The following is a 20,876-nucleotide window of genomic DNA, read 5'->3' on the forward strand; positions in this document are numbered from 1 at the left end:
CTCGGCAGTATCGTCCTTCCCATGGTGATCCCGACAGATGGCAACAGAGACGTGATGAGAGTTTCCGATCACCGCAGTGCGGAAGCGTGTCAGGACGATTGACAATCGCCCATATGGCCATGGAGGTCCACTTGTTGATCCGCCGTCAGACCATGTGTGTACGCAGATCCGTTCTCATCGCGGCGGCCGTGTCCGCCACCCTCGCCCTCACCGCGTGCGATGCGGGGGACGGTGGGAGCCGCACGAAGGCGCAGGCCGGCGGCGGTCCTTCGGTGGTGGCGCCGGGAAAGCCGGGCGAGCCCGCACGGACTCTCTCCGCCGAGGAGGCCGCGGAGGCCGCCGGGGACGACACCCCCAACTCGGCCGACCACCGCTATGCGCAGATGATGATCCAACACCACGCCCAGGCACTGGAGTTGACCGCACTCGTCCCGTCCCGCTCCGACTCGTCCTCGGTCAAGCGGCTCGCCGAGCGCATCACGGCCGGCCAGAAGCCGGAGATCGGCGCCATGGAGGGGTGGCTCACACACAACGGCGGCGACCGGCGGAAGTCCGCCCATGACCACTCGGCGATGCCCGGCATGGCGACCCCGGCACAGCTGAAGGAGTTGCGCGAGGCGGACGGAGCGGCCTTCGACAGGCTCTTCCTCAAGTTGATGATCACCCACCACCGGGGAGCGATCACGATGGCGACCGAGGTGCTCGCGGAGGGAAACAACGTACAGATCGAGGAGATGGCCGGGGACGTCGTCGCCCAGCAGACGGTGGAGATCGACAGAATGCGCACGATGTCGTCCTGACGCGGCCCGGGCGCGCCTCTCCCCCGCTCCGCCCGCCGGTGCCATGCTGGAGGGGATCCTCCGGGAAGAGGTGCGCCGTGCTCCGTGTCGCCGTCGTCGGCTCCGGCCCCAGCGGGGTCTACACCGCCCAGGCCCTGGTCACACAGGACCGGGTTCCCGATGTCCGGGTCCATGTGCTGGACCGGCTCCCCTGCCCGTACGGCCTGGTGCGCTACGGAGTCGCCCCGGACCACGAGAAGATCAAGTCGCTGCAGAACAGCCTGCGGACCGTACTGGAGCACGAGCGGATCACCTTCCTCGGAAACGTCGAGGTGGGCGGCGGCGGGATCCCGCCCGAGCGGCTTGGCGAGCTCTACGACGCGGTGGTCTACTGCGTCGGGGCCGCGACCGACCGCGCGCTCGCCGTCCCCGGCGAGGATCTGCCCGGCAGCTGCTCCGCCACCGAGTTCGTCTCCTGGTACAGCGCGCACCCCGACGCGGCCGCCGACGGCTTCGCGCTCCGGGCGCGTTCGGTCGTGGTGATCGGGGTCGGCAATGTGGCGGTGGACGTGGCGCGGATTCTCGCGCGCAGCGCGCAGGAGCTGCGTCCCACCGACGTACCGCACGGTGCGCTCGGCGCGCTGGCCGGCAGCAGCGTGCACGAGATCCACATGGCGGGCAGGCGCGGGCCGTCACAGGCCAGGTTCACCACCAAGGAGCTGCGCGAGCTGAGCGGGCTGCCACAGGCCCGGGTCGTGGTGGACGAGGCCGAGCTCGCCCGCGATCCGGCGTACGCCGATCCGTCCGCCCGGGTCCCGGCTCCGTCCTCGCCTCCGAACGCGCCGCCTCCGACGGCGGCGGCGCGGCGCAATGTGGAGGTCCTGCGCGGGTGGGCCGCAGCCGGCGACGCGGGGGCGGGCACCGGCGGGCATCCGGTGCGCACCATCCACCTGCGGTTCTTTCTGCGTCCCGTCGAGCTGCTGGAACGGCACGGCCGGGTGGCCGGGGTGCGCTTCGCCCGTACGGTGCCGGACGGCAGCGGGGGCGTGCGCGACGCCGGTACGTACGAGGACATCCCCGCTCAGCTCGTGCTGCGGGCGATCGGCTACCGCGGGATTCCGCTGCCCGGCCTGCCCTTCGACCCGGTGCGCGGGACGGTGCCGCATCTGGCGGGGGGGGTGCTGCGGGACGGGGTGCCGTCGCCCGGGGAGTACGTCGCCGGGTGGATCAAGCGGGGGCCGACCGGGGTCATCGGCTCGAACCGGTCGTGCGCGAAGGAGACGGTGGCTTCGCTGCTCGACGACGCCCCACTGCTCGCCGGGCGCGCCTCGGCGCCCGATCCGGTGGCGGCGCTACGGGCGTGGGGGCTGCGTCCGGTGGAGTGGGACGGCTGGCTGTCCATCGAGCGGGCGGAGACGGCGCTGGGCAGGTCGCTGGGCCGGGAGCGGGTGAAGATCCCGGACTGGGCGGGGCTGCTGAGTGCCGCGCGGAGTGGCGGCCGGGGCGGTGGGTGAGGCTATCGGTCCTCGCCTATGCGCTGGACCTGGCGGTTCGCCGCGTCGAGGACACGGCTGAGGAGCCCGGGGAACAGCGCCTCCAGATCGTCGCGCCGCAGGCCGTTCATCTTGGCCGTGCCTCGGTAGATCTGCTGGACGATCCCGCTCTCGCGCAGCACCCGGAAGTGGTGCGTGGACGTCGACTTGGACACCGGGAGATCGAAACAGGAGCAGGTGAGTTCGGACTCGGCTGCGGCCAGCTCGCGGACGATGCGCAGCCGCATCGGGTCGGAGAGCGCGTGGAGCACCCCTTCGATACGGATCTCGTCCCGCGTGGGGTGGTCGAGCACACGGCCGCCGGCCTCGGTGGCGCTGGCGGCAGGGGCGCTGGCGGGGGTCACGACGGCTCCACTTCCTGGGACTGTTCCAGTCTTCCATGATACGAGACCCCTCGTAGTTCGACATTCGCCGGACGGTGAGCCCGTCGCGCCTCAGCCCGTGCGGCCCGTACACGCTGCCGCCTCGCGAGCGTCGATGAGCCCGATGCCCCTCGCCACCACCGCACGCACATCGGGATCGCGAGGTCCTGAAGAATCGACCGGGCCTCCCGTCACCCGCGGAGCAGGTCCGGGTTCTCGGCGAGCGAGGCGAGATGGGCGGCCGGGTCGGCGACCAGCTTGCGGGCCGTCAGGTCGAGCATCCCCGCCACGCCCGTGACCTCCGCCGCGACGGTGCCGTCCTCCTTGAGGATCTGCTGCGCGACCGTGAACGTCTTCCCCTCGCCGTATTCGAACCGGCAGGTCACCCGTACCCGGTCGCCGCCGCGGAGCTCCCGCAGGAACTTCACCGTCGTCTCCAGTGCGACCGGGCCGACGCCGCTGGCCAGCAGCTTGTCCTGCGGCAGGCCGGCGGCGCGCAGGAGCTCCCAGCGGGCGTGCTCGGCGTACTGGAGATAGACGGCCTGGTTCAGATGTCCCTGTGTGTCGAGCTCGTAGCCCCGGACGGTCACGTCAACAAAGAAGGTCATGAACGCCCCAACTCCGTTGGGCCTTCCGTCATTCCCCGTGTCCGCGCCGCCCGCGCCGCACCTCATTGGGTCGCCGCACCCGGCAAGGGCGATCTGCGCGTGTACGTCTCTCCTCGACGTTGTCGAAACCGACGACGGCGACGTCCTCGGGGAGTTCAGCGAGCCGATCTGGTTGATGAGGTTCTGGATGACGGCCGGCAGCAGTACGCCCCAGAGGGGACCGCTGATCGACCCGGCGCCGCCGGCGAGGAGGGTGCCGCCGATGACGACGGCCCTCGACTCGCTGGCCGCCCTGCTCCTGCTCCGCGGGAGGCGGGCCGGGGTGGACCTCATGTGCGCGATCACGGCGACCGATCTGGCGGCCAACTGGTATGCGGCGTACGGAATCCAGCACATCGGCGTGTCCGCGCAGCCGGGTTTGCTGCGCCTCGCCGCGTTCACCCTGTTCGTTCTCGTGACGGGCCCTTTCGTCCGCGCCCGCCTCGCGCCCGCCCCCGGGTGAAACACGGCGCGGACATACCGCACCTGACATACCGCACCGGCCCGGGGCCCGTGACGCTGCGCGTCGTGCGGGGCCGGCCGGGCCGGTGCGGCAGGAGTGGTGGTCCGAGTGGTCAGACCGCGCGGAGATACTGTTCCGGCTTGCGGAGTTCACCACCCAGCTCGCGGGCCGCCTCCTGCGCCCACGACGGGCTGCGCAGCAGCTCGCGCCCGAGGAGGACGGCGTCCGCCTGCCCCTCGGCGAGGATCTTCTCGGCCTGCTGCGGCTCGGTGATCAGGCCTACCGCCGCCACGGGCAGCGAGGTCTCGGCCCGGACCCGCTCGGCGAAGGGGACCTGATACCCCGGCCCGGTCTCGACGCGGGCGCGCGGGGCGTTTCCGCCGCTGGAGACGTCCAGCAGATCGACCCCGTGGGCCCGGAGCAGCGCGGCCAGCCGCACGGTCTCGTCGACGGTCCAGCCCTCGCGCTCGTCCTCGTCGTTCTCCGTGAGCCAGTCCGTCGCGGAGATCCGGAAGAAGACCGGCAGCTCCTGCGGCCAGACCTCGCGCACCGCGTCGACGACCTGCAGGGCGAGGCGGACGCGATTCTCGAAGCTGCCGCCGTACTCGTCGGTGCGCCGGTTGCTGTGCGGGGAGAGGAACTGTCCGATGAGGTAGCCGTGGGCGCCGTGCACCTCGACCACCTCGAAGCCCGCGTCGAGTGCTCGGCGCGCGGCCTCGCGGAACCGGTCGACGACGCCCTGGATCTCGTCCGCGGTCAGCTCGTGCGGCACGGGGTGACCGTCGTCGAACGGCAGCGCACTGGGGGCGACGGGCGTCCAGCCGTGCGCCTCCGGCCCGACCGGATGGCCGCCCAGCCAGGGGGCCGCCGTGGAGGCCTTGCGCCCGGCGTGCCCGAGCTGGATGCCGGGGACGGACCCCTGCCCCTTGATGAACTGCGTGATCCTGCGGAGCGCGGCGACCTGGGTGTCGTTCCAGATACCGAGGTCACCGGGGCTGATCCGGCCCTCGGGGCTGACGGCCGTCGCCTCGGTGAGGATGAGCCCGGTTCCGCCTATGGCCCGCGCCGCGAGGTGGGCGAAGTGCCAGTCGGTCGCGACACCCGCGTCCGGCCCGTTCGGTGCGGCGCTGTACTGGCACATGGGCGCCATCCAGATCCGGTTGGGAATGACGAGCGACCGCAGGGTGTAGGGCTCGAAGAGGGCACTCACGTCGGACTCCGTTTCGACGGGTACGGAAGAATCGCTAGTACGATACATCCCGTACTACGACACCCGTCAAATTACGACGTCTCCCGTACAAGGCTCGGGCCGGGACGGTTTCGGCGGGGCAAGTGGGGTCGGTCAGTGGCTCCCGCCGCGCCGCCGGAGTGTGATCTCGGCTTCCGCGTCATAGCCCTGGGTCCAGCTGCGGCCGGCACCCGACTTCCAGGTGACGTGGGCGGTCGCCCCGTCGACCCTGATGTCGTCCACCGTCATGGCCCGGTCACCGTCCCGCACGTCCCCTCGACGCAGCTCGCGCGCCCGGACCGTGACGGGCTGCGCCGACGCCGCACTGTCGGCCTCGTCCGCCGCGAGGGCGAGCGCCGCCGCCAGCTCGCGGGCGCGGGCGGGGGTGCAGATCAGCGACAGCTCGCCCGAGGGCGCCGTGGCCCTGATCCCGACCCGCGCTCCGACGGGGTTCACCTCCAGGCCCGCTCCGCACCCCTGGGCGTCCTCGATCCCGCTCGTCATCGCTCCATCGTCCCTTCGCCCGGTTCGTCCGCCCGGCACACTCGCGGCCGGCGTCGTGCCGACTCCTCGGTGAAGTATCCGGTGCCGACGGCGCGGCGCGCGGAGCGCTTCGGGCGGGATCGTCGACGTGCCGGAGGACCCGGTCGAGGTGGGCGAACGCCTCGGGCGTGGCAGTCTCGAACACCGAGGAAGTCATGGGCGCCAGCCGTTCGAAGGTGGCCGCCACCTGGGCACGGGTATTGCGTTGCGGGCCGGCCGAGGCGCTGCGTAACGTCGTCGGCCATGACGACCCTTGCCCTGCGCACCGCACGACTGCGCCTGGTGCCGTACACGCCCGCCGACGAGGAGGACTTCGTCGCGCTGTTCCAGGACACCCGGGTCTCCCGCTGGATGGGGGAGGGACCGCAGACCGAGGCCGAGGACCGCGCGCTGTTCGGACGGATCTTCAGCAAGGTGTACGCACAGGACCTGTTCGACGTCTGGGCGGTCCGGCACGAGGACCGGTTCGTGGGCCATGCGGAGATCAAGCCGTCCCCGGAAGCGGGCGGCCACGAGATCGTCTACGCACTGGCCGCCACCGCGTGGGGGCAGGGGTTCGGCACCGAGATCGCGCAGGCACTGACCGGGTACGGGTTCGACAGGCTCGGGCTCACCGAGGTGCATGCCACGGTGGCCGCCGAGAACGCCGCGTCCCTGGTGCTGCTGGAGCGGATCGGTTTCCGGCACGTCCGGGACATCGCGGAGGACGACGGCGGCACGACCCGGGTCCTGATCCGCTCCCTCGCGTCCGAAGCCGCCGGAGCCGGTCAGCCCCGGTAGACGTCCAGGCGGCCGCACATGCCGAACTTCCCGTACGCGGAAGGCTGTTCGGAGTGGACACAGGCGTCGGCGAGATAACCGCCGTCGCCGCGTGCCACGGCGTCCAGCTGCTCGCCGGTCACCTCCGACGCTGCGGCGGCCCCCCGCCGCCAGCGCTCGCGCCAGTCCTCGGCCCTCGGGCGTACGAGTGCGGCCGCGGCCCGGTGGAAGGCGGCGAGCGGCTCGGGGTCGCCCGCCTCGGTGGCCCGGCGCAGGGCGAGAAAGCCCTCCACGGCGAGATCGCGGCGGGCGCGGGCGGCCCGTTCCTGCTCCGCCTCCGAGCCGTCGGCGGGCAGGGCCACCGCCGCCCGATAGGCATCGGGGTCCGCCAGGCGGTCCGGCGGCAGGGTGAGCACGGCGTCGCCCGCCTCCGGCAGCCCGCTGTTCTCCATGAGGACGACGATGCGCAGCCCGCCCCCGTTGACGAGCCGGTGGATCGTGCCCGGCGTGAACCACACCAACGCGCCCGGCTCCAGCGGCGTCTGACGGAATCCCGAGGCGGTGAGGGTCTGCACCGAGCCGGTGCCCCCGACCACCACGTACCCCTCGGAACAGGTGAGGTGGAGATGGGGCGTCCCCCCGCGCAGGCCGTCCGCGGTGGGCCAGTCGTACACCCGCAGGTGGGACACGGCGACGGCGCCGGGCAGCCCTTCGAAGGTCGGCACAGCTGCTCCTCGGTCTCTCTGCCATGAGGCCCACGTGTGGTGCGCATGAGGGACCATCAGTTTCGGCAAGCGCTTTCTACTCCTGCTGAACCGTACCCCCGCCGGCTTCGATGCAACAGGGTCCGGGTGTCAGGCGGCTGCCTTGCGGGCCACTGTCAGTGGTCGGGTGCAGACTGGCCCTTATCCGACACAACGGCGTTTCGGGAGGTCCGGTCATGACCGACGTACTGCTCACCGTGGGCACCCGCAAGGGACTCTTCATCGGCCGCAGGCACGGTGGCGCGTGGGAGTTCGACGGCCCGCATTTCAATGCCCAGGCGATCTATTCCGTCGCCATCGACACCCGCAGGCAGGTCCCACGACTCCTGGTCGGCGGTGACAGCGCGCACTGGGGCCCGTCCGTCTTCCGCTCGGACGACCTGGGCAGGACCTGGGTCGAGCCACGACAACCGGCCGTGAAGTTCCCCCGGTTCACCAAGGCCTCGCTGGAGCGGGTCTGGCAGCTGCATCCGGCCGGCCCCGAGGCGCCCGATGTGGTGTACGCGGGGACCGAGCCCGCCGCACTGTTCCGTTCCGAGGACGGCGGGGAGTCCTTCGAGCTGGTCCGCCCGCTGTGGGAGCACCCGACGCGTTCGAGATGGGAGCCCGGCGGGGGCGGTGAGGGGCTGCACACCATCCTGACGGATCCGCGGGATGCCCGCGCCGTGACCGTCGCGGTCTCCACGGCCGGGGTGTTCCGCACGAAGGACGGAGGTGCGAGCTGGGCCCCGTCGAACAAGGGGGTGTCCGCGGTCTTCCTCCCCGACCCGGATCCGGAGTTCGGTCAGTGCGTCCACAAGGTGGCGAGGGACGCGGTCGATCCCGACCGGCTCTATCTCCAGAACCACTGGGGAGTGTTCCGGAGCGACGACTCCGGGGACAACTGGACCGACATCGGGCAGGGCCTGCCGTCGGACTTCGGTTTCGCCGCGGCCGCGCACCCGCACCGCGCGGACACCGCGTACATCTTCCCGATCAACGCCGACGCCGACCGGGTACCCGCCGAGCACCGCTGCCGGGTGTTCCGCACCGGCGACGCGGGCCGCACCTGGGAGCCGCTGTCGGCGGGCCTGCCCGAGGAGGCGCACTACGGCACGGTGCTGCGCGACGCGCTCTGCACGGACGACGCCGACCCTGCAGGCGTCTACTTCGGCAACCGCAACGGCGAGGTGTACGCAAGCGCGGACGACGGGGACAGCTGGCAGCAGCTCGCCTCACATCTGCCGGACGTCCTGTGTGTGCGGGCGGCGGTGATCGGCACCTGAACCCGATCACCGGCCCGCGGTCCGCCTTGGCGTGTTCCGGTCGGCCATCGGACCAACTCGGCTCCCCGAAGCATCAGTTCCGCGTCATCTGACGCGGCATGAGGCAACCCCTGAGCTTCACTCTCCGTCCTCCGGGAGTGGGGGCCCGGAGATCTCCGGGGAGTTCGAGAAGGCCGATGACCAGGAGGACCACCTTGATCCGTGTCTCGCGCACGGTTACCGCCGCACTGGCGGTACTCACCCTGACCGTGGGATGGCCGGAGCCGGCGCGCGCATCGCCGCAACCGGCTCACACACAGCGTTCCATCGATTCCATATCTTCCGCGGCGCCCTCCGCGCCGCGGCAAGAGCCGGACGGCCGGCTCCCGGCGGGCTGGCGGATCACCGGTACGGGAGCCGGGAAGCAACTCGTCTGGACCTCGCCCGACCCCGTGCCCATGGGTGATGCCCGGGTCGAGTTCTACGCCGGGGACAAGCTCCTGGGCCGGCCGGTGGCCACGCGTGACCGGCGGGCATTCCGACTGAGACTCGACGGCGCGCGCATCGCACCGGCGACGGGTCTCAAGGTGCTGGCGGGCGGTCGCCGTCTCGACGCGTCCGGAGCGCGGCGGGCCCCGGACGCCCGCAGGACCACCGAGGCGGCGCAGCCGGCGGCGCCCCTTCCGGCGAACCCGGTCGACCCCGGCGTACCGGGCAAGTACCGGACGGTCAGCGGTGAGTACGCCCTGAAGTCGGTGCGGATGCCCGGCTTCGCCGCTCCGGTGGAGATGCGCGCCGCGGTGGTGTCACCGGTCGGCGCGCCGGGACGGCGTCCGCTCGCGCTGTTCCTGCACGGCCGGCACTACACGTGTTTCGACGCCGAGGGCGAACAGGGCACCTCCTGGCCCTGCGAGGCGGGCACGCAGCCGGTGCCGAGCCATCGGGGCTATCTGCGCGACCAGAAGCTCCTGGCCTCCCAGGGCTATGTCACGGTGTCCATCTCGGCCAACGGGATAAACGGGCAGGACGACATCGTCGACGACGGCGGCGCCCAGGCCCGCTCGTCCCTGGTGCGGCTGCACCTCGCCCATTGGGCGGACTGGGCCCAGGAGCGGACCGGGGCCCCCGCGGCCGTGCGCGCCGCACCGCCCGCCGACATGTCCAAGGTGCTGCTCATAGGCCACTCCCGGGGCGGAGAGGGCGTCAACCGGGCCGCGCTCGACAGCCTCTACCGGCCGCCCGCGGACCAGGACGGCTACCGGGGCCCGGTGCGCTGGCGGATACGCGGCACCGTGCTGATCGGTCCCACGATCTTCGGGCAGAACCCCGTTCCCGATGTGCCGTCCATGACCATCCTGCCGGGCTGCGACGGCGACGTGTCCGACCTCCAGGGCCAGATCTACGTCGACGGCACCCGCGGCGTCAGCCGGGGCGCCGCACTGCACAGCGCGGTCTACATGGTCGGCGCCAACCACAACTTCTTCAACAGCGAGTGGACGCCGGGGCAGGCGAAGGCGCCCGCCGAAGACGACTTCTGGGCCGGCGACACCCCGGACCCGGTGTGCACGCCGGGCAAGAAGGCCCGGCTCACCGCCGCCCGGCAGCAGGCCGCCGGTGCCACGTACATCGCGGCGGCGGCCCGGCTGTTCGTCGCGGGTGACGACCGCGTACGGCCGCTGCTGGACGGCTCGGACCGGCGCGCGCCCTCGGCCGGCCCGGCGCGCGTGCTCAGCCACGCGGTCGGCGGGAAGCGGACGCCCGCGTTCCTGCCGGACACCTCGATGGCCGTGAGCGGTGGCCGGGTGTGCGCACAGGTGGATCCCGATCCGGGCCGTGCCTGTCTGCCGCCCGAAGGGAGCGCCGTCTCCCCGCACTTCGCCATGTGGGACACCGCGCGGGAGCCCGGCCGTTACGCGGTCGCGATGCGCTGGTCGAAGCCGGGCACCCCGGTGAGGATCAGCCCCGCCCGTCCGGTTTCCGTGGCGGGTTCCGAGTCGCTGGCGCTCCGGGTGATCGTGCCGCCCAACACCGACGGCACCCGCCTGGACGTCGCACTCACCGACACCAGGGGCCGACGGGTGACGCTCGGCGGGACCCGGATCGACGGACTGCCGGGCAGCGACCGGACCGCGTCCCACTGGGGCCGCGAGATCCGGGTGCCGCTCTCCGCCGCCGTGCGGAACAAGGTGGACCTGAAGCACGTGAAGACCCTGGAACTGACTCCGCGCAGCAGGTCGGGGCAGGCCTGGCTGGTCGACGCATGGGGCTGGCGCCCCGGTACGCCCGCGGTCCGGGCGGCCTCGCTGCCACGGGTGGACATCGGCCATCCGACGGTCGAGGAGGGTGACTCCGGGGTCCGTAGCTATCGCATCCCGGTGCGGGTCTCCGGACACAGCAGCGGCCGGGTCCGGCTTTTCGTCGCCGAGCCGGGCCAGGACGGGCCCGACTACCGGACGGTGACGGTGCGTCCGGGCAGCCACGCCCTCGATGTGCCGGTCGAGGTGCGGGGCAACACCCGCTTCGGCTACGACATCACGCACAGCGTGTTCGTCAAGGCGGTTCGCGGCGCGGTCGTCGGCTCCCACCTCGGCGGGCTGACCGTGAAGAACGACGATCCGATGCCCGAGGTCGAGGTGAAGCCGGTCGCGGACCAGGTCACCGAGGGGCAGAGCCTGCGCTGGCGGATCTCGCTCTCCGAAACCGCCGATGTCGACATGGGCTCCGTCGGTTTCGACATCGTGCCGGTCGGACAGGGGGCGGAGCTGTCCACCCTGGATGTCGACGGGTCATGGCTGCGGGACACGTTCGGCGAGTCGCCGAGCCCGGCCCGGCCGCTGTCCAAGGTGGCGGAGATGCCGTATCTGCCGGTCAGCGTGCCCGCCGGTGAGCTGAGTACCGAGTTGACCGTGCCCACGGTCGCCGACGGGCTGAAGGAGCCGGAGGAATCCCTGCGGCTGCGGATGATCACCTACGACGACTCCTGGGAGCCGCAGGAGGGGCCGGTGTTCACCGGCACGGTGCGCGACGCGTCCTGACCCGGGACACACACGGCGCGCCGTCCGTGAACGTGGCACCGGCCCCGTGCAGGAGCCGGTGCCACTCGGGAATCGACGAAAGTGTGTGATGCCCGGACCGCTGACCCTAGGGCAGCCGCCAGTCGACTTCCTGGGCCCCCTGGCGCAGCAGGAGTTCATTGGTGCGGCTGAACGGGCGCGAGCCGAAGAAGCCCCGGTCCGCCGACATGGGCGAGGGGTGCGCGGACTCGATCGCCGGGAAGCCGTCGAGGAACGGCCGCAGGTTGCGGGCGTCGCGCCCCCACAGCACGGACACCAGCGGCTTGCCGCGTGCGGCCAGGGCCCGGATGGCCTGTTCGGTCACTTCCTCCCAGCCCTTGCCGCGGTGCGCGCCGGGTTTGCGGGGCGCTGTGGTGAGTGCCCTGTTCAGCAGCAGTACGCCCTGCCGCGTCCAGGGCGTCAGGTCGCCGTTCGACGGACGCGGAAGCCCCAGGTCCGTGTGCATTTCCCGGAAGATGTTCTCCAGGCTGCCGGGAACCTGAGGCACCTCGGGGGCCACGGAGAAGCTCAGCCCCATCGCCATTCCGGGTGTCGGGTAGGGGTCCTGACCGACGATCAGGACGCGTACCTCGTCGAAGGGCTGCTGGAACGCGCGCAGCACGTTCGCCCCGGCCGGCAGATAGGTGCGTCCCGCCGCCACCTCCGCGCGCAGGAAATCGCCCATCGCTGCGATGCGTCCGGCGACGGGGGCGAGTGCCTCGGCCCAGCCGGGCTCGACTACTTCATTCAACGGTCGTGGTGCCACGGAACGTCACTCTACCGGCGTACACGAACCGCCTCCGACCTCGAACTCGTACTCCCCCGGCCCGGGCTCGCGGTACTGGGGATAGGCTGCCGCCGTCCTTCCCCTTCCTTCCTGGAGTCGGCCCATGAGCGCACCGCGGCGATCACCGGAAAGCCCTGCCGCCGGCGTGCGCGCGGACGGGACGGCGGCCGCATCGGGGCCGTTTGTGCTCGGCGTGGACTCGGGGGGTTCGGGGCTGCGCGTGGCGCTGGGCGCCGTCGGCGCGTCCGGCCCGGTGGCGACGACGGTCTGCGCCCGCCCGGTGCGCACCGGACCGGCCGGGATCGACGCGGGCCACCTGCTGGAACAGCTGCTGCCCGCCGTCCGCCGGCTGCTGGAGCGGTGCGGCGGCCGGGACGGTTCCGTGATCGACGCCGTGGCGATCGGCGCCGCCGGCATGGCGACGCTCGGCGGACAGTTGCGCGCGGAGCTCCCGTCGGCCCTGGAGGACGCGCTCGGGGTGCGGCGGCTGGCGCTGGCCGCCGATGCGGTGACCGCGTACGCCGGGGCGGTCGGTCAGCGCCCGGGGGCGGTCGTCGCGGCGGGCACGGGCATGATCGCGCTGGGTACGGATCTGACGGACTGGCGACGGGCCGACGGCTGGGGTCATCTGCTGGGCGACAGCGGCGGCGGGGCCTGGATCGGCCGGGCCGGTCTGGACGCCGCGATGCGTGCCCATGACGGCCGGCGCGGCGGGTCCGACGCTCTGCTGTCCCGGCTGGAGGCAGTGTTCGGGCCGGCGCCGGAGCTGCCCGGGCTGCTGTATCCGCGTACCGACCGGCCTGCCGTACTGGCCTCGTTCGCACCCGAGGTCGCCGCGTGCGGCGGCCACGATCCGGTCGCCGCGGGGATTCTGCGCGAGGCCGCGGAACACATCGCGGAGGCGGCCGCGGCGGTGTGCCCGGAGGCGGGCGCCGATGGCGAGCCGTGCGAAGTGGCACTGACGGGTGGCCTGTTCCGGATGGGCGAGCCGCTGCTCGCGCCCTTGCGCGAGGAGTTGTCCCGGCAGGTCCCGCAGGCACGGGCGGTCCCCGGTTCGGGTGATCCATTGACCGGTGCACTGTCCATCGCCCAGGCGCTGGCGACCGGGGATCTGCGGCTGCCCCGCCACCCGACGCTGCTCCGGGTCCTTGAGGAAGGGCCTGGGCAGAAGCCCGAGTAGACGCCGACAGAGCAGGACAGTCGACCAGTAAGCCGCCCATCGGATAAAAGCGGACAGATAACGCCTGTCCGGGCCCTCCCCGAACAGAGCCGCACCCAAAACCAGTAGCATGCGGCGCCATGAGCACCCCCACTGGGCCCGCTTCCGGCCTGCCTGTACGAATGCCGCGACCTCGCCAGTCCGGACGGCACCGCCGCCCGGAGCCCGTGGTCGCACCCGAGGGCGCTGCCGCGCTCGTTCTCGCCGTTCCCGGTACCCCCTCTCCGGCCACCCGCAGTCTGGCCGAAGAGGTGATCAGCATCGCCCGTTCCGAGCTGCCCGGCCTCAATGCCCGGATCGGCTACCTCGACGGTGACGACGCCGAGTACCCCACGCTCTCCGCCGTCCTGTCCCACTGCGCCGCCGAGCGCGTCGCGCGCTTCGAGCAGGCGCAGGCCGCGGGCCGTGAGGTCGCCGAGCCCGAGGGGCCGTCCGCCGTCGTCGTGCCGCTGCTCGCGGGGCCGGACAGCGCCCTGATCCGGCGGATACGGCAGGCCGTGATGGACAGCGGTACGCAGGTCGAGCTGACCGATGTGCTCGGCCCGCACCCGCTGCTCGCCGAGGCGCTGCACGTGCGGCTCTCCGAGGCCGGTCTGGCCCGCGCCGACCGGGCCAGGCTCTTCACGGTGGCCACGGCCGCCGACGGCATCGTGCTGGCCACGGTGGGCGGCGACGAGGCGGTGCAGGCGGCCGGGATCACCGGCATGCTGCTGGCCGCCCGGCTCGCGGTTCCGGTGATGGCCGCGGCGCTCGACGTCGAGGGTTCCGTCGCGTCGATCGCCGAGCAGCTCACCGACTCCGGCTCGGCGCAGCTCGCGGTGGCTCCGTACCTCGTCGGCCCGGAGGTGGCCGAGGGGCTGCTGGACGCCGCCGCGAAGGAGGCGGGCTGCGCGACGGCCGAGCCGCTCGGCGCGTACCCGGCGATCGGCAAGCTCGTGCTGTCGATGTACATGACGACGCTCGGCATCACGCCGGTCGCGCCGCAGGGCGCCCAGGCGCACTGACGCGTCGCCGGGTGCGCCCGGCGGACCGCCGGTCCACGAACGCCGGACGAGCCCGGAGAACCGGGCCCGTCCGGCGTTCGTGCTGTGCGCGGCACGACGTCAGGCGAAGATCACGCAGGATGCGGCAGGGGCGTCGAGCGAGCCCGCGCGGCTCGGAATGCCGCTCTCCGGGTCGATGTCGAACCAGGTGACGTCGCCGGACCGCTCGTTGGCCGCGTACAGCCGTCGGCCGGTGGGGTCGAGTGCGAGATCGCGCGGCCAGTGCCCGCCGCAGTCCACGGTCGTGACCAGTGCCGGCTTCTCGCCGGTCGCGTCGAGTGCGAGAACCGAGATGCTGTCGTGCCCCCGGTTGGCGGTCCAGAGGAACCGTCCGTCGTGCGAGACGACGACCTCGGAGGGGTAGGTCGCCGCGTCGTCGTCCTCCGCTCCCGCCGGCAGCACGGACGTCTCCCCGATCGGCTCCAGGACGCCCGCGGCGGCGTTCCACCTGCATGCGGTGACGGTCGGTTCGAGTTCGTTCAGGACGTAGGCGTGGCCGCCGGCGGGGTGGAAGGCCAGATGGCGCGGGCCCGTGCCCGGCCGCAGTGCCGTCTCGCCGTGCAGCCGCAGCATCCCGGTCGTGGTGCCGAGTGCGCAGATCCGTATGGAGTCGGTCCCGAGGTCCACGCTGAGCACCCAGTTCCCCGACGGGTCGGGCAGCACCTGGTGGGCGTGCGGGGCCCGCTGCCGGTCGGCGTTCGGACCGCTGCCCTCGTGCTGGAGCACGGAGGCGACCGGGCCGAGGGAACCGTCCGGCCGTACGGGCAGGACGCTGACGCTGCCCGCGTCGTAGTTGGCGGTGAGCAGATGACCGCCGGCGAGCGCGAGATGGGTGGGGCCGCCGCCGTCCACCGGCCTGATCCCGTCGATGGGCCGCGGCACGTCGCCGGTGATGTCCAGGGCGGCTGCCGCGCCGTGCTCGGTCTCGCTGACCGCGTAGAGAGCGCCGCCACCCGGCCCCGGTCCGTGGCCCAGGGCGAGATACGAGGGGTCGGGGACCGTGTCCGTGGCGCCGAGGACGGTCAGCGCCCCGGTCCCGTCGTCCACGGCGGCGACGGTGATTCCCCGTCCGCCCGCCGAGGTGAACGACCCGATGAATGCCCGTACCGCGCCGTTGTCGCTGCCCACCGCACTGCCGGTCACCGCGTTTCCCCTCTCCGCCGACTGATCACGACGGTCCGTGCCGTCGTGATCTTCCTCGGCGACGGTAGCAGTCACCCGTCAGGTCCAGACCAGTGCCCCGGCTGCCGGCGGCGCCCACGAGAACGTGTCCGAGGGCGATTCACACGCCGATCAGCGGAGCTCGCGGGTCGCTGCGCAGCGGTGCGGCGAGTCCGGCCAGCGCCCGTTCCAGGCCGTGCAGATGGGCGAGCGCGGGCTCGGCCGCGGCCGTGTGCGGCGGGACGTCCGGTACGCCCGCCCGGTGCCGCGGGTCGGGGGCCGTCAGAGCCTCCACGGATGCCTCGACCCGCCAGCAGGCGGCGGCGAGGCGGGCGTCGTGGGATGCCTCCGGGTCCGCCGCGACGGAGGCCAGTCCGCGCACCTCGCGTGCGCAGTCGTCCAGCAGGGCGAGGACCTGACCGGCACGGGCCTTGCGGGCGCGCAGCGGGCTGAGCGGGTGCACCAGCGGGGCCAGCGACATCCGCACCCGGCCGAGCAGTGCCTCCAGCTCGGCGATCCGGGGTGCGGGATCGGCGGTCGGCGATCCCGAGAGCCGGGCGGCGGCTTCCGCGGTGCAGGCGTGCACACAGCGCAGGGCCCGCTGGATCCACGCGTCGGTCGTGGCGTGTGTGGTGACCGGCAGCACGAGCAGCACCGCGAGCATCGCGCCGAGCGCGCCCGCGCCGGTCTCCGTCAGACGCAGCACCAGCAGGGCGGGGTCCAGCACGCCGAGGAGTCCGTAGAGCGCCCCGGCCATCACCGTCACCGAGAACACCATCCAGGTGTAGGAGACCGCGGCGGTGTAGAAGATCCCGAAGACGCCGGCCGCGACCACGACCGCGGTGGGCACGGGCGCACCGTGCAGCGGTACGACGACGGCCAGGCCGATGGGTATGCCGACCAGTGTTCCCAGCACTCTGCGGAAGCCGCGCACCAGCGTCTCGCCGCGCGAGGCGGTGTTCACGAAGACCCACCATGTGGCGCCCACGGCCCAGTACCAGCGTTCCTCGGAGAGGACGAGTCCGGCCATCAGTGCGAAGGCGGCGCCCGCGGTGGCCTGGATCGCCTGGCGCGTGGTCGCCCGGCCCAGCCCCGTGCCGGTCACGGGGGCGGGGACGACGGGGGCGGGCTGCCGCCGCTCGTAGCACCACAGCCCGAAGCGGACGGTCGACGAGACGAGCAGGGAGAGCGCGACCGCCGAGTACAGCTCGGGCAATTGGCCGGGCAGGGTGTGGAGGAACTGCGTGGTGAAGAAGGCCATGAACGCGAACACGCCGAGCGAGTGGCCGCGCGGCCCCCATCGCCGGGCGTACACGCCCGCGCCGATGACCGCGAGGAAGGCCACGTCCCGGGCCACCGGGTAGTCGTGCAGCCCAGCCGCGAGGGCCAGCACGGGAAAGCCGGCGACGGGCAGCAGGGCCGTGGTGACCACCTGCCCCCGCACGGTGGTGTCCAGCACCGTGAACAGGGCCAGCAGCGCGGCGAGGCCGCCGGTGACGGCCGCGACGAGGGAGTGTCCGGCCAGACCGCACACCGCCACGGCCAGTCCGATACCGAGGACGGCCCGGACACTGCTGCGCAGCCTCGTCCGGCCCGGGTCCGGGGCAACGAACATCCTCTTCAGCACCAACTTGCTCCCGCTTCCGCGCACCGGCCCTGTACACCGGCTCCGTACACCGGCATGAAAAAGGCGCCGCGGAGATCCGCAGCGCCATCGACGGGTACATCACAACATCCTTGCGGCCCATGGCTCAACCCGGACAGAGATCACTGAGCCATTGGCACAGCAACCGTCGGGTTTTCTGCGCCATGAGTAGGCCAACGGACCGGCGGCCCACCGGCCGTGGCCGGTGGGCCGCACCGCCCCGCGGCGGCTGCCTACTCCTCTCCCGACAGGGGTACCCCCTGCTGCTCGACGGGGGTAAGAAGCCGGGTCAGATGACGGGCCGAGGCGTCCCAGGACCAGGACTCCCGGACCCACTCACGGCCCGCGGCGCCCATCGCGGCCCGGTCGGGGTCGAGGAGAATCCCGGTCAGCGCCCCGGCGACGGCGGCGGGGTCGGTGCCGTCCACGACCCGGCCGGTCCTGCCGTCGAGGACGGTGTCCGGAGCGCCGCCCGAGTCGCCGACGACCACCGGCAGACCGCTCGCCGCCGCCTCCAGGAACACGATCCCGAGCCCCTCCGCCTCCAGCCCCGCCCGCCGGGTGCGGCACGGCATCGCGAAGACGTCCGCCGCGGCGTAGTAGGGCGGTGTGTCGGTGTGCGAGACGCCGCCCGCGAAGCGGACGGCCCCCTCCCCGTGCCGCGCCGCCAGCTTGCGCAGCCGGGCCTCGTCGGGCCCCTGGCCGACCACCACGAGCACGGCGTCGGGCACCTTGTCCCGGATCAGCGGCAGGGCCCGGATGAGGGTGTCCTGGCCCTTGCGGGGGACGAGCCTGGCCACGCAGAGGATGACGCGCTTGCCGTCCAGCCCGAGTGCGGTGCGCGGATCGGGTCCGGCGTCGGCGCGCGGCCGGTACACCTCCGGGTCGACCCCGGGAACGAGTCGGCTCATGCGCGCCCGCGGGCCCAGTGCGGGCTCGATCCGGGCGCGGGTGTACTGGCCCAGATAGGTGACCACGTCGACACCGCCGCCTATCCGGCGCATGAGCCCGCGCGCGCCGGGCGTTCTCGCCCACCAGATCTCGTGGCCGTGAGTGGTCGCCACGATGCGCCGTACGCCACCGCGGCGCAGGGCCGGCGCCATCAGGGCCAGCGGTGCGGCGGCGCCGAACCAGACCCGGTCGCAGCCGTGGGCCCGGGCGATCTCGACGGCCCTGCGGGTCACCCGGCCGGTCGGCAGCAGCATGCGGCTCGGATCCCGTACGACGGGGAACGGCAGGCCCGCGTCGTAGGCGGTGTCACCGGGTTCGTGCGAGGTGTAGACGACCACGTCGTCGTCCGGTACCCGGGTGGCCATCGCGTGCACAAAGGTCTCGATGCCGCCCTGACGGGGTGGGAAGTCATTGGTGATGACAAGGGTGGAGCCCATGGACTGTTCGGTTCCTTCGGTTGGTCGGAATCGGCCGGACCGCCGGGAGAAGGCAGCCGGATGCCCGGTCGCGGGCATGGCGGCTCGCCGAGCGGGCCTGGGCCGTCCGGTCGGTGTGTCGGTTCTGTACGTGTCGGAGCCGCACCGCTCCCGCCGTTTCCGGTCGTGCGGGAGCCAATGGCGGGTGCGGACGGGGTGTTACGCGGGTGCGGACCCGGTGTCGCGCGGGTGACGGGGCCGGATCAGTAGCCGGTCGGGCGGACCAGGCCCGTCTCGTAGGCGTGGACCGCGGCCTGGGTGCGGTCGCGCAGTCCCAGCTTGGACAGGATCCGCCCCACGTGGGACTTCACGGTCTGTTCGGCGACCACGAGACGCTCGGCGATCTCGGTGTTGGACAGGCCCTGCGCGATCAGGGCCAGCACCTCGGTCTCACGTTCCGTCAGTTCGCCTGTGCGGGCCTTCAGCTGGGCGCGCGGAGCGGCACTCACCCGGGCGAACTCGGCGATCAGCCGCTTGGTGATGTTCGGGGCGAGCAGGGCCTCGCCCTCCGCCACCACCCGTACCGCATGGGCGAGTTCTTCGGCCGAGGCGTCTTTCAGGAGGAACCCGGACGCGCCCGCGCGCAGCGCCTCGTAGACGTACTCGTCGAGATCGAAGGTGGTCAGGACGAGCACCCTGACGGTGGCGCCCTCGGCCCCGGTGACGGTGCGGGTCGCCTCGATGCCGCCGAGCCGGGGCATGCGGATGTCCATCAGGACGACGTCCGGGTCGAGTTCGGCCACCTTCTCCACGGCGTCGGCGCCGTCCACCGCCTGGCCGACGACCTCGATGCCTGTTTCGGCGTTCAGCAGCACCGTGAGGCCCTGCCGGACCATCATCTGGTCGTCGGCGATCAGAACGCGGATGGCCGTCATCGGATGTCCTCGGCAGGCTCGGCGGGACCGGTCGGCTCCGCGGGGGGCAGTGCGGGCAGTATCGCAGTGACTTCGTACCCGCCGTCGGGAGTCGCTCCGGTGGCGAGTTCGCCTCCCAGCATCGTGGTGCGCTCGCGCATGCCGAGCAGGCCGTGGCCCTCGCCCGGGGTGGGCGAAGCGGCCCGGTCCGGCGCGGTGTTGGTGATCCTGGCGGTGACCCCGGACTCCTGGTGACGGATCTCCACCCGCACCCGCGCGCCCGGTGCGTGCCGCATCGCGTTGCTGAGCGCCTCCTGGACGATGCGGAACGCCGACAACTCGACGCCCGGCGACAGCGGACGCGGCTCCCCGGTGGTCTCGGCGGTGACCGTGAGCCCGGCGCCGCGCGCGTTGCCGATCAGCTCGTCCAGCCGTTCGAGGGTGGGCTGCGGGGCGTGCCGCGCGGCCTGCGGCAGGGGGTCCTCGGAGCGCAGTACGCCGAGCACCCGGCGCAGTTCGGTGAGCGCGTCGACCGCGTTCCTGCGGATGCCCTCGACGTTCTCCCTCAGCTCGTCGGACGGGTTCTCGACCAGGTGCGGGACGACCTGCGCCTGGATGGAGATGACCGACATGTGGTGCGCGACCACGTCGTGCAGCTCGCGTGCGATGCGGTTGCGCTCCTCCAGCAGGGTGCGTCTGGCACGCTCCTCGGCGGTGAGCTCCTCCTGCTCGACCAGCCGGGTACGGGCCACCGCGAGCCCGCGCAGCGCGATGCCCATCACCACCGCGATGACGAGGACGCCGATGGCGAGGCGGATGTCGTTGGCGCTGCGCCAGGGGGTGCTCGCTCCGCACAGGAGCCCCGCCAGCACGGTGATGGTCAGGGTCTCGGCGGCGATCCGGGGGCGCAGCCGCAGCGCGAGCAGGAACAGCACCCCGGCCTGCATCGCGATCCCGGCCCCGCTCCAGGGGAACGCGCCGCTCCACGGGACCCGCGTCCCGAGGCCGACGTTGGCGGCGAACGGGGTGAGCAGCACCATGACGAGCATCGACGCCCACCAGGCCTGGAGCGGGCGGTACAGGGCAATGACGATCGCCACCGACTGGACCCCGGCGAACAGGACGCCGAGCTGAATGCCCATCCCGAAGTCGAAGGCGTACTGGTTGCTGCCCGCGACGAGCACCCCCACCACGACCATCACCAGCGGCACCATGATCACCGGCCGCCACTCCAGCCAACGCGGTTTCCCCGACTGCCCGTTCGGGTCGACCGCCGTGGTCGCGAGGTCCTCACGCAGGGTACGGGGCAGTGCCCGCAGTACCCGCGCCGAACGCTTCACCATGT

At 72.6% G+C, this 20,876-nt stretch carries 19 protein-coding genes and 1 pseudogene; 8 read left to right on the forward strand and 12 right to left on the reverse strand.

Annotated elements, in window-relative coordinates:
- Positions 1–113: 113 nt before the first annotated feature.
- Both BT364_RS19395 and BT364_RS19400 read left to right on the forward strand, forming a co-directional pair.
- On the forward strand, positions 114–800 hold the full coding sequence (locus tag BT364_RS19395; protein WP_072486438.1) for a DUF305 domain-containing protein: 687 nt from the start codon (positions 114–116) through the stop codon (positions 798–800).
- Between the two features lie 77 nt (positions 801–877).
- Positions 878–2,293, forward strand: a complete 1,416-nt coding sequence (locus BT364_RS19400; protein WP_072486439.1) for an FAD-dependent oxidoreductase — start codon at positions 878–880, stop codon at positions 2,291–2,293.
- A 2-nt stretch (positions 2,294–2,295) separates the two neighbouring features.
- Here the strand turns inward: BT364_RS19400 and BT364_RS19405 are convergent, their stop codons facing one another.
- The 3 genes and pseudogenes from BT364_RS19405 to BT364_RS42280 form a co-directional block, all read right to left on the reverse strand.
- Positions 2,296–2,676, reverse strand: coding sequence for an ArsR/SmtB family transcription factor (locus BT364_RS19405; protein WP_072486440.1), 381 nt, complete (start codon positions 2,674–2,676; stop codon positions 2,296–2,298).
- A gap of 209 nt (positions 2,677–2,885) precedes the next feature.
- Positions 2,886–3,302: an acyl-CoA thioesterase gene (locus tag BT364_RS19410; protein ID WP_072486441.1), complete on the reverse strand. Its 417-nt coding sequence runs from the start codon at positions 3,300–3,302 to the stop codon at positions 2,886–2,888.
- Positions 3,303–3,452: 150 nt separating this feature from the next.
- Positions 3,453–3,575: pseudogene (locus BT364_RS42280) on the reverse strand (ABC transporter permease); the annotation flags it as partial.
- On the opposite strand from BT364_RS42280, the gene BT364_RS19415 reads away from it, so the two are divergent.
- On the forward strand, positions 3,565–3,804 hold the full coding sequence (locus BT364_RS19415; protein WP_177328172.1) for a hypothetical protein: 240 nt from the start codon (positions 3,565–3,567) through the stop codon (positions 3,802–3,804). The pseudogene BT364_RS42280 and the gene BT364_RS19415 sit on opposite strands and share 11 nt — an antisense overlap.
- A gap of 112 nt (positions 3,805–3,916) precedes the next feature.
- Here BT364_RS19415 and BT364_RS19420 read toward each other — a convergent pair whose 3' ends face one another.
- Entirely contained in the window at positions 3,917–5,014 is a 1,098-nt protein-coding gene (locus BT364_RS19420; RefSeq protein ID WP_072486442.1) for an NADH:flavin oxidoreductase/NADH oxidase, read from the reverse strand.
- Positions 5,015–5,146: 132 nt separating this feature from the next.
- On the reverse strand, positions 5,147–5,536 hold the full coding sequence (locus BT364_RS19425) for a hypothetical protein (protein WP_072486443.1): 390 nt from the start codon (positions 5,534–5,536) through the stop codon (positions 5,147–5,149).
- Between the two features lie 282 nt (positions 5,537–5,818).
- Between BT364_RS19425 and BT364_RS19430 the strand changes: the two genes are divergently transcribed.
- Entirely contained in the window at positions 5,819–6,355 is a 537-nt protein-coding gene (locus BT364_RS19430; RefSeq protein ID WP_072486444.1) for a GNAT family N-acetyltransferase, read from the forward strand.
- Here BT364_RS19430 and BT364_RS19435 read toward each other — a convergent pair.
- Entirely contained in the window at positions 6,343–7,059 is a 717-nt protein-coding gene (locus BT364_RS19435; protein WP_072486445.1) for a cupin domain-containing protein, read from the reverse strand. The two genes, BT364_RS19430 and BT364_RS19435, sit on opposite strands and share 13 nt — an antisense overlap.
- 215 nt (positions 7,060–7,274) lie before the next feature.
- Between BT364_RS19435 and BT364_RS19440 the strand changes: the two genes are divergently transcribed.
- Together BT364_RS19440 and BT364_RS19445 are read left to right on the forward strand one after the other, a co-directional pair.
- On the forward strand, positions 7,275–8,363 hold the full coding sequence (locus BT364_RS19440; RefSeq protein ID WP_072486446.1) for a WD40/YVTN/BNR-like repeat-containing protein: 1,089 nt from the start codon (positions 7,275–7,277) through the stop codon (positions 8,361–8,363).
- A 194-nt stretch (positions 8,364–8,557) separates the two neighbouring features.
- A complete protein-coding gene (locus tag BT364_RS19445; RefSeq protein WP_079179536.1) occupies positions 8,558–11,377 on the forward strand; it encodes an alpha/beta hydrolase in 2,820 nt (939 codons plus the stop codon).
- Between the two features lie 106 nt (positions 11,378–11,483).
- Here the strand turns inward: BT364_RS19445 and BT364_RS19450 are convergent, their stop codons facing one another.
- Positions 11,484–12,161 (reverse strand): uracil-DNA glycosylase, encoded by a 678-nt coding sequence (locus tag BT364_RS19450; protein ID WP_072486448.1) that lies wholly within the window; start codon positions 12,159–12,161, stop codon positions 11,484–11,486.
- 124 nt (positions 12,162–12,285) lie between these two features.
- On the opposite strand from BT364_RS19450, the gene BT364_RS19455 reads away from it, so the two are divergent.
- Entirely contained in the window at positions 12,286–13,362 is a 1,077-nt protein-coding gene (locus BT364_RS19455) for an N-acetylglucosamine kinase (protein ID WP_079179537.1), read from the forward strand.
- Positions 13,363–13,481: 119 nt separating this feature from the next.
- Positions 13,482–14,405 (forward strand): sirohydrochlorin chelatase, encoded by a 924-nt coding sequence (locus BT364_RS19460; RefSeq protein ID WP_079179538.1) that lies wholly within the window; start codon positions 13,482–13,484, stop codon positions 14,403–14,405.
- A 99-nt stretch (positions 14,406–14,504) separates the two neighbouring features.
- Here BT364_RS19460 and BT364_RS19465 read toward each other — a convergent pair whose 3' ends face one another.
- From BT364_RS19465 to BT364_RS19485, 5 genes are all read right to left on the reverse strand, one after another.
- On the reverse strand, positions 14,505–15,572 hold the full coding sequence (locus BT364_RS19465; RefSeq protein WP_072486490.1) for a lactonase family protein: 1,068 nt from the start codon (positions 15,570–15,572) through the stop codon (positions 14,505–14,507).
- A gap of 154 nt (positions 15,573–15,726) precedes the next feature.
- Positions 15,727–17,232 carry an FUSC family protein gene (locus tag BT364_RS19470; RefSeq protein ID WP_072486451.1) on the reverse strand — a complete coding sequence of 502 codons (1,506 nt, stop codon included), beginning with the start codon at positions 17,230–17,232 and terminating at the stop codon, positions 15,727–15,729.
- Between the two features lie 251 nt (positions 17,233–17,483).
- Positions 17,484–18,638: a glycosyltransferase family 4 protein gene (locus tag BT364_RS19475; RefSeq protein WP_072486452.1), complete on the reverse strand. Its 1,155-nt coding sequence runs from the start codon at positions 18,636–18,638 to the stop codon at positions 17,484–17,486.
- A 242-nt stretch (positions 18,639–18,880) separates the two neighbouring features.
- Positions 18,881–19,552, reverse strand: coding sequence for a response regulator (locus BT364_RS19480; protein WP_072486453.1), 672 nt, complete (start codon positions 19,550–19,552; stop codon positions 18,881–18,883).
- On the reverse strand, positions 19,549–20,874 hold the full coding sequence (locus BT364_RS19485; protein WP_072486491.1) for a sensor histidine kinase: 1,326 nt from the start codon (positions 20,872–20,874) through the stop codon (positions 19,549–19,551). Before BT364_RS19485 ends, BT364_RS19480 begins: the two co-directional genes overlap by 4 nt.
- Positions 20,875–20,876 lie beyond the last annotated feature (2 nt).

It is taken from the genome of Streptomyces atratus (genome assembly GCF_900119365.1).
In the GTDB taxonomy this organism is placed as follows: Bacteria; Actinomycetota; Actinomycetes; order Streptomycetales; family Streptomycetaceae; genus Streptomyces; species Streptomyces atratus_B.

What these genes read in the sequence shown, in the direction of transcription:
- BT364_RS19485 (WP_072486491.1), bottom strand. Translation starts at nt 20,874, where the DNA reads ATGGTGAAGCGTTCGGCGCGGGTACTGCGGGCACTGCCCCGTACCCTG.
- BT364_RS19425 (WP_072486443.1), bottom strand. Translation starts at nt 5,536, where the DNA reads ATGACGAGCGGGATCGAGGACGCCCAGGGGTGCGGAGCGGGCCTGGAG.
- BT364_RS19395 (WP_072486438.1), top strand. Translation starts at nt 114, where the DNA reads ATGGCCATGGAGGTCCACTTGTTGATCCGCCGTCAGACCATGTGTGTA.
- BT364_RS19415 (WP_177328172.1), top strand. Translation starts at nt 3,565, where the DNA reads ATGACGACGGCCCTCGACTCGCTGGCCGCCCTGCTCCTGCTCCGCGGG.
- BT364_RS19460 (WP_079179538.1), top strand. Translation starts at nt 13,482, where the DNA reads ATGAGCACCCCCACTGGGCCCGCTTCCGGCCTGCCTGTACGAATGCCG.
- BT364_RS19430 (WP_072486444.1), top strand. Translation starts at nt 5,819, where the DNA reads ATGACGACCCTTGCCCTGCGCACCGCACGACTGCGCCTGGTGCCGTAC.
- BT364_RS19480 (WP_072486453.1), bottom strand. Translation starts at nt 19,552, where the DNA reads ATGACGGCCATCCGCGTTCTGATCGCCGACGACCAGATGATGGTCCGG.
- BT364_RS19455 (WP_079179537.1), top strand. Translation starts at nt 12,286, where the DNA reads ATGAGCGCACCGCGGCGATCACCGGAAAGCCCTGCCGCCGGCGTGCGC.
- BT364_RS19440 (WP_072486446.1), top strand. Translation starts at nt 7,275, where the DNA reads ATGACCGACGTACTGCTCACCGTGGGCACCCGCAAGGGACTCTTCATC.
- BT364_RS19475 (WP_072486452.1), bottom strand. Translation starts at nt 18,638, where the DNA reads ATGGGCTCCACCCTTGTCATCACCAATGACTTCCCACCCCGTCAGGGC.
- BT364_RS19410 (WP_072486441.1), bottom strand. Translation starts at nt 3,302, where the DNA reads ATGACCTTCTTTGTTGACGTGACCGTCCGGGGCTACGAGCTCGACACA.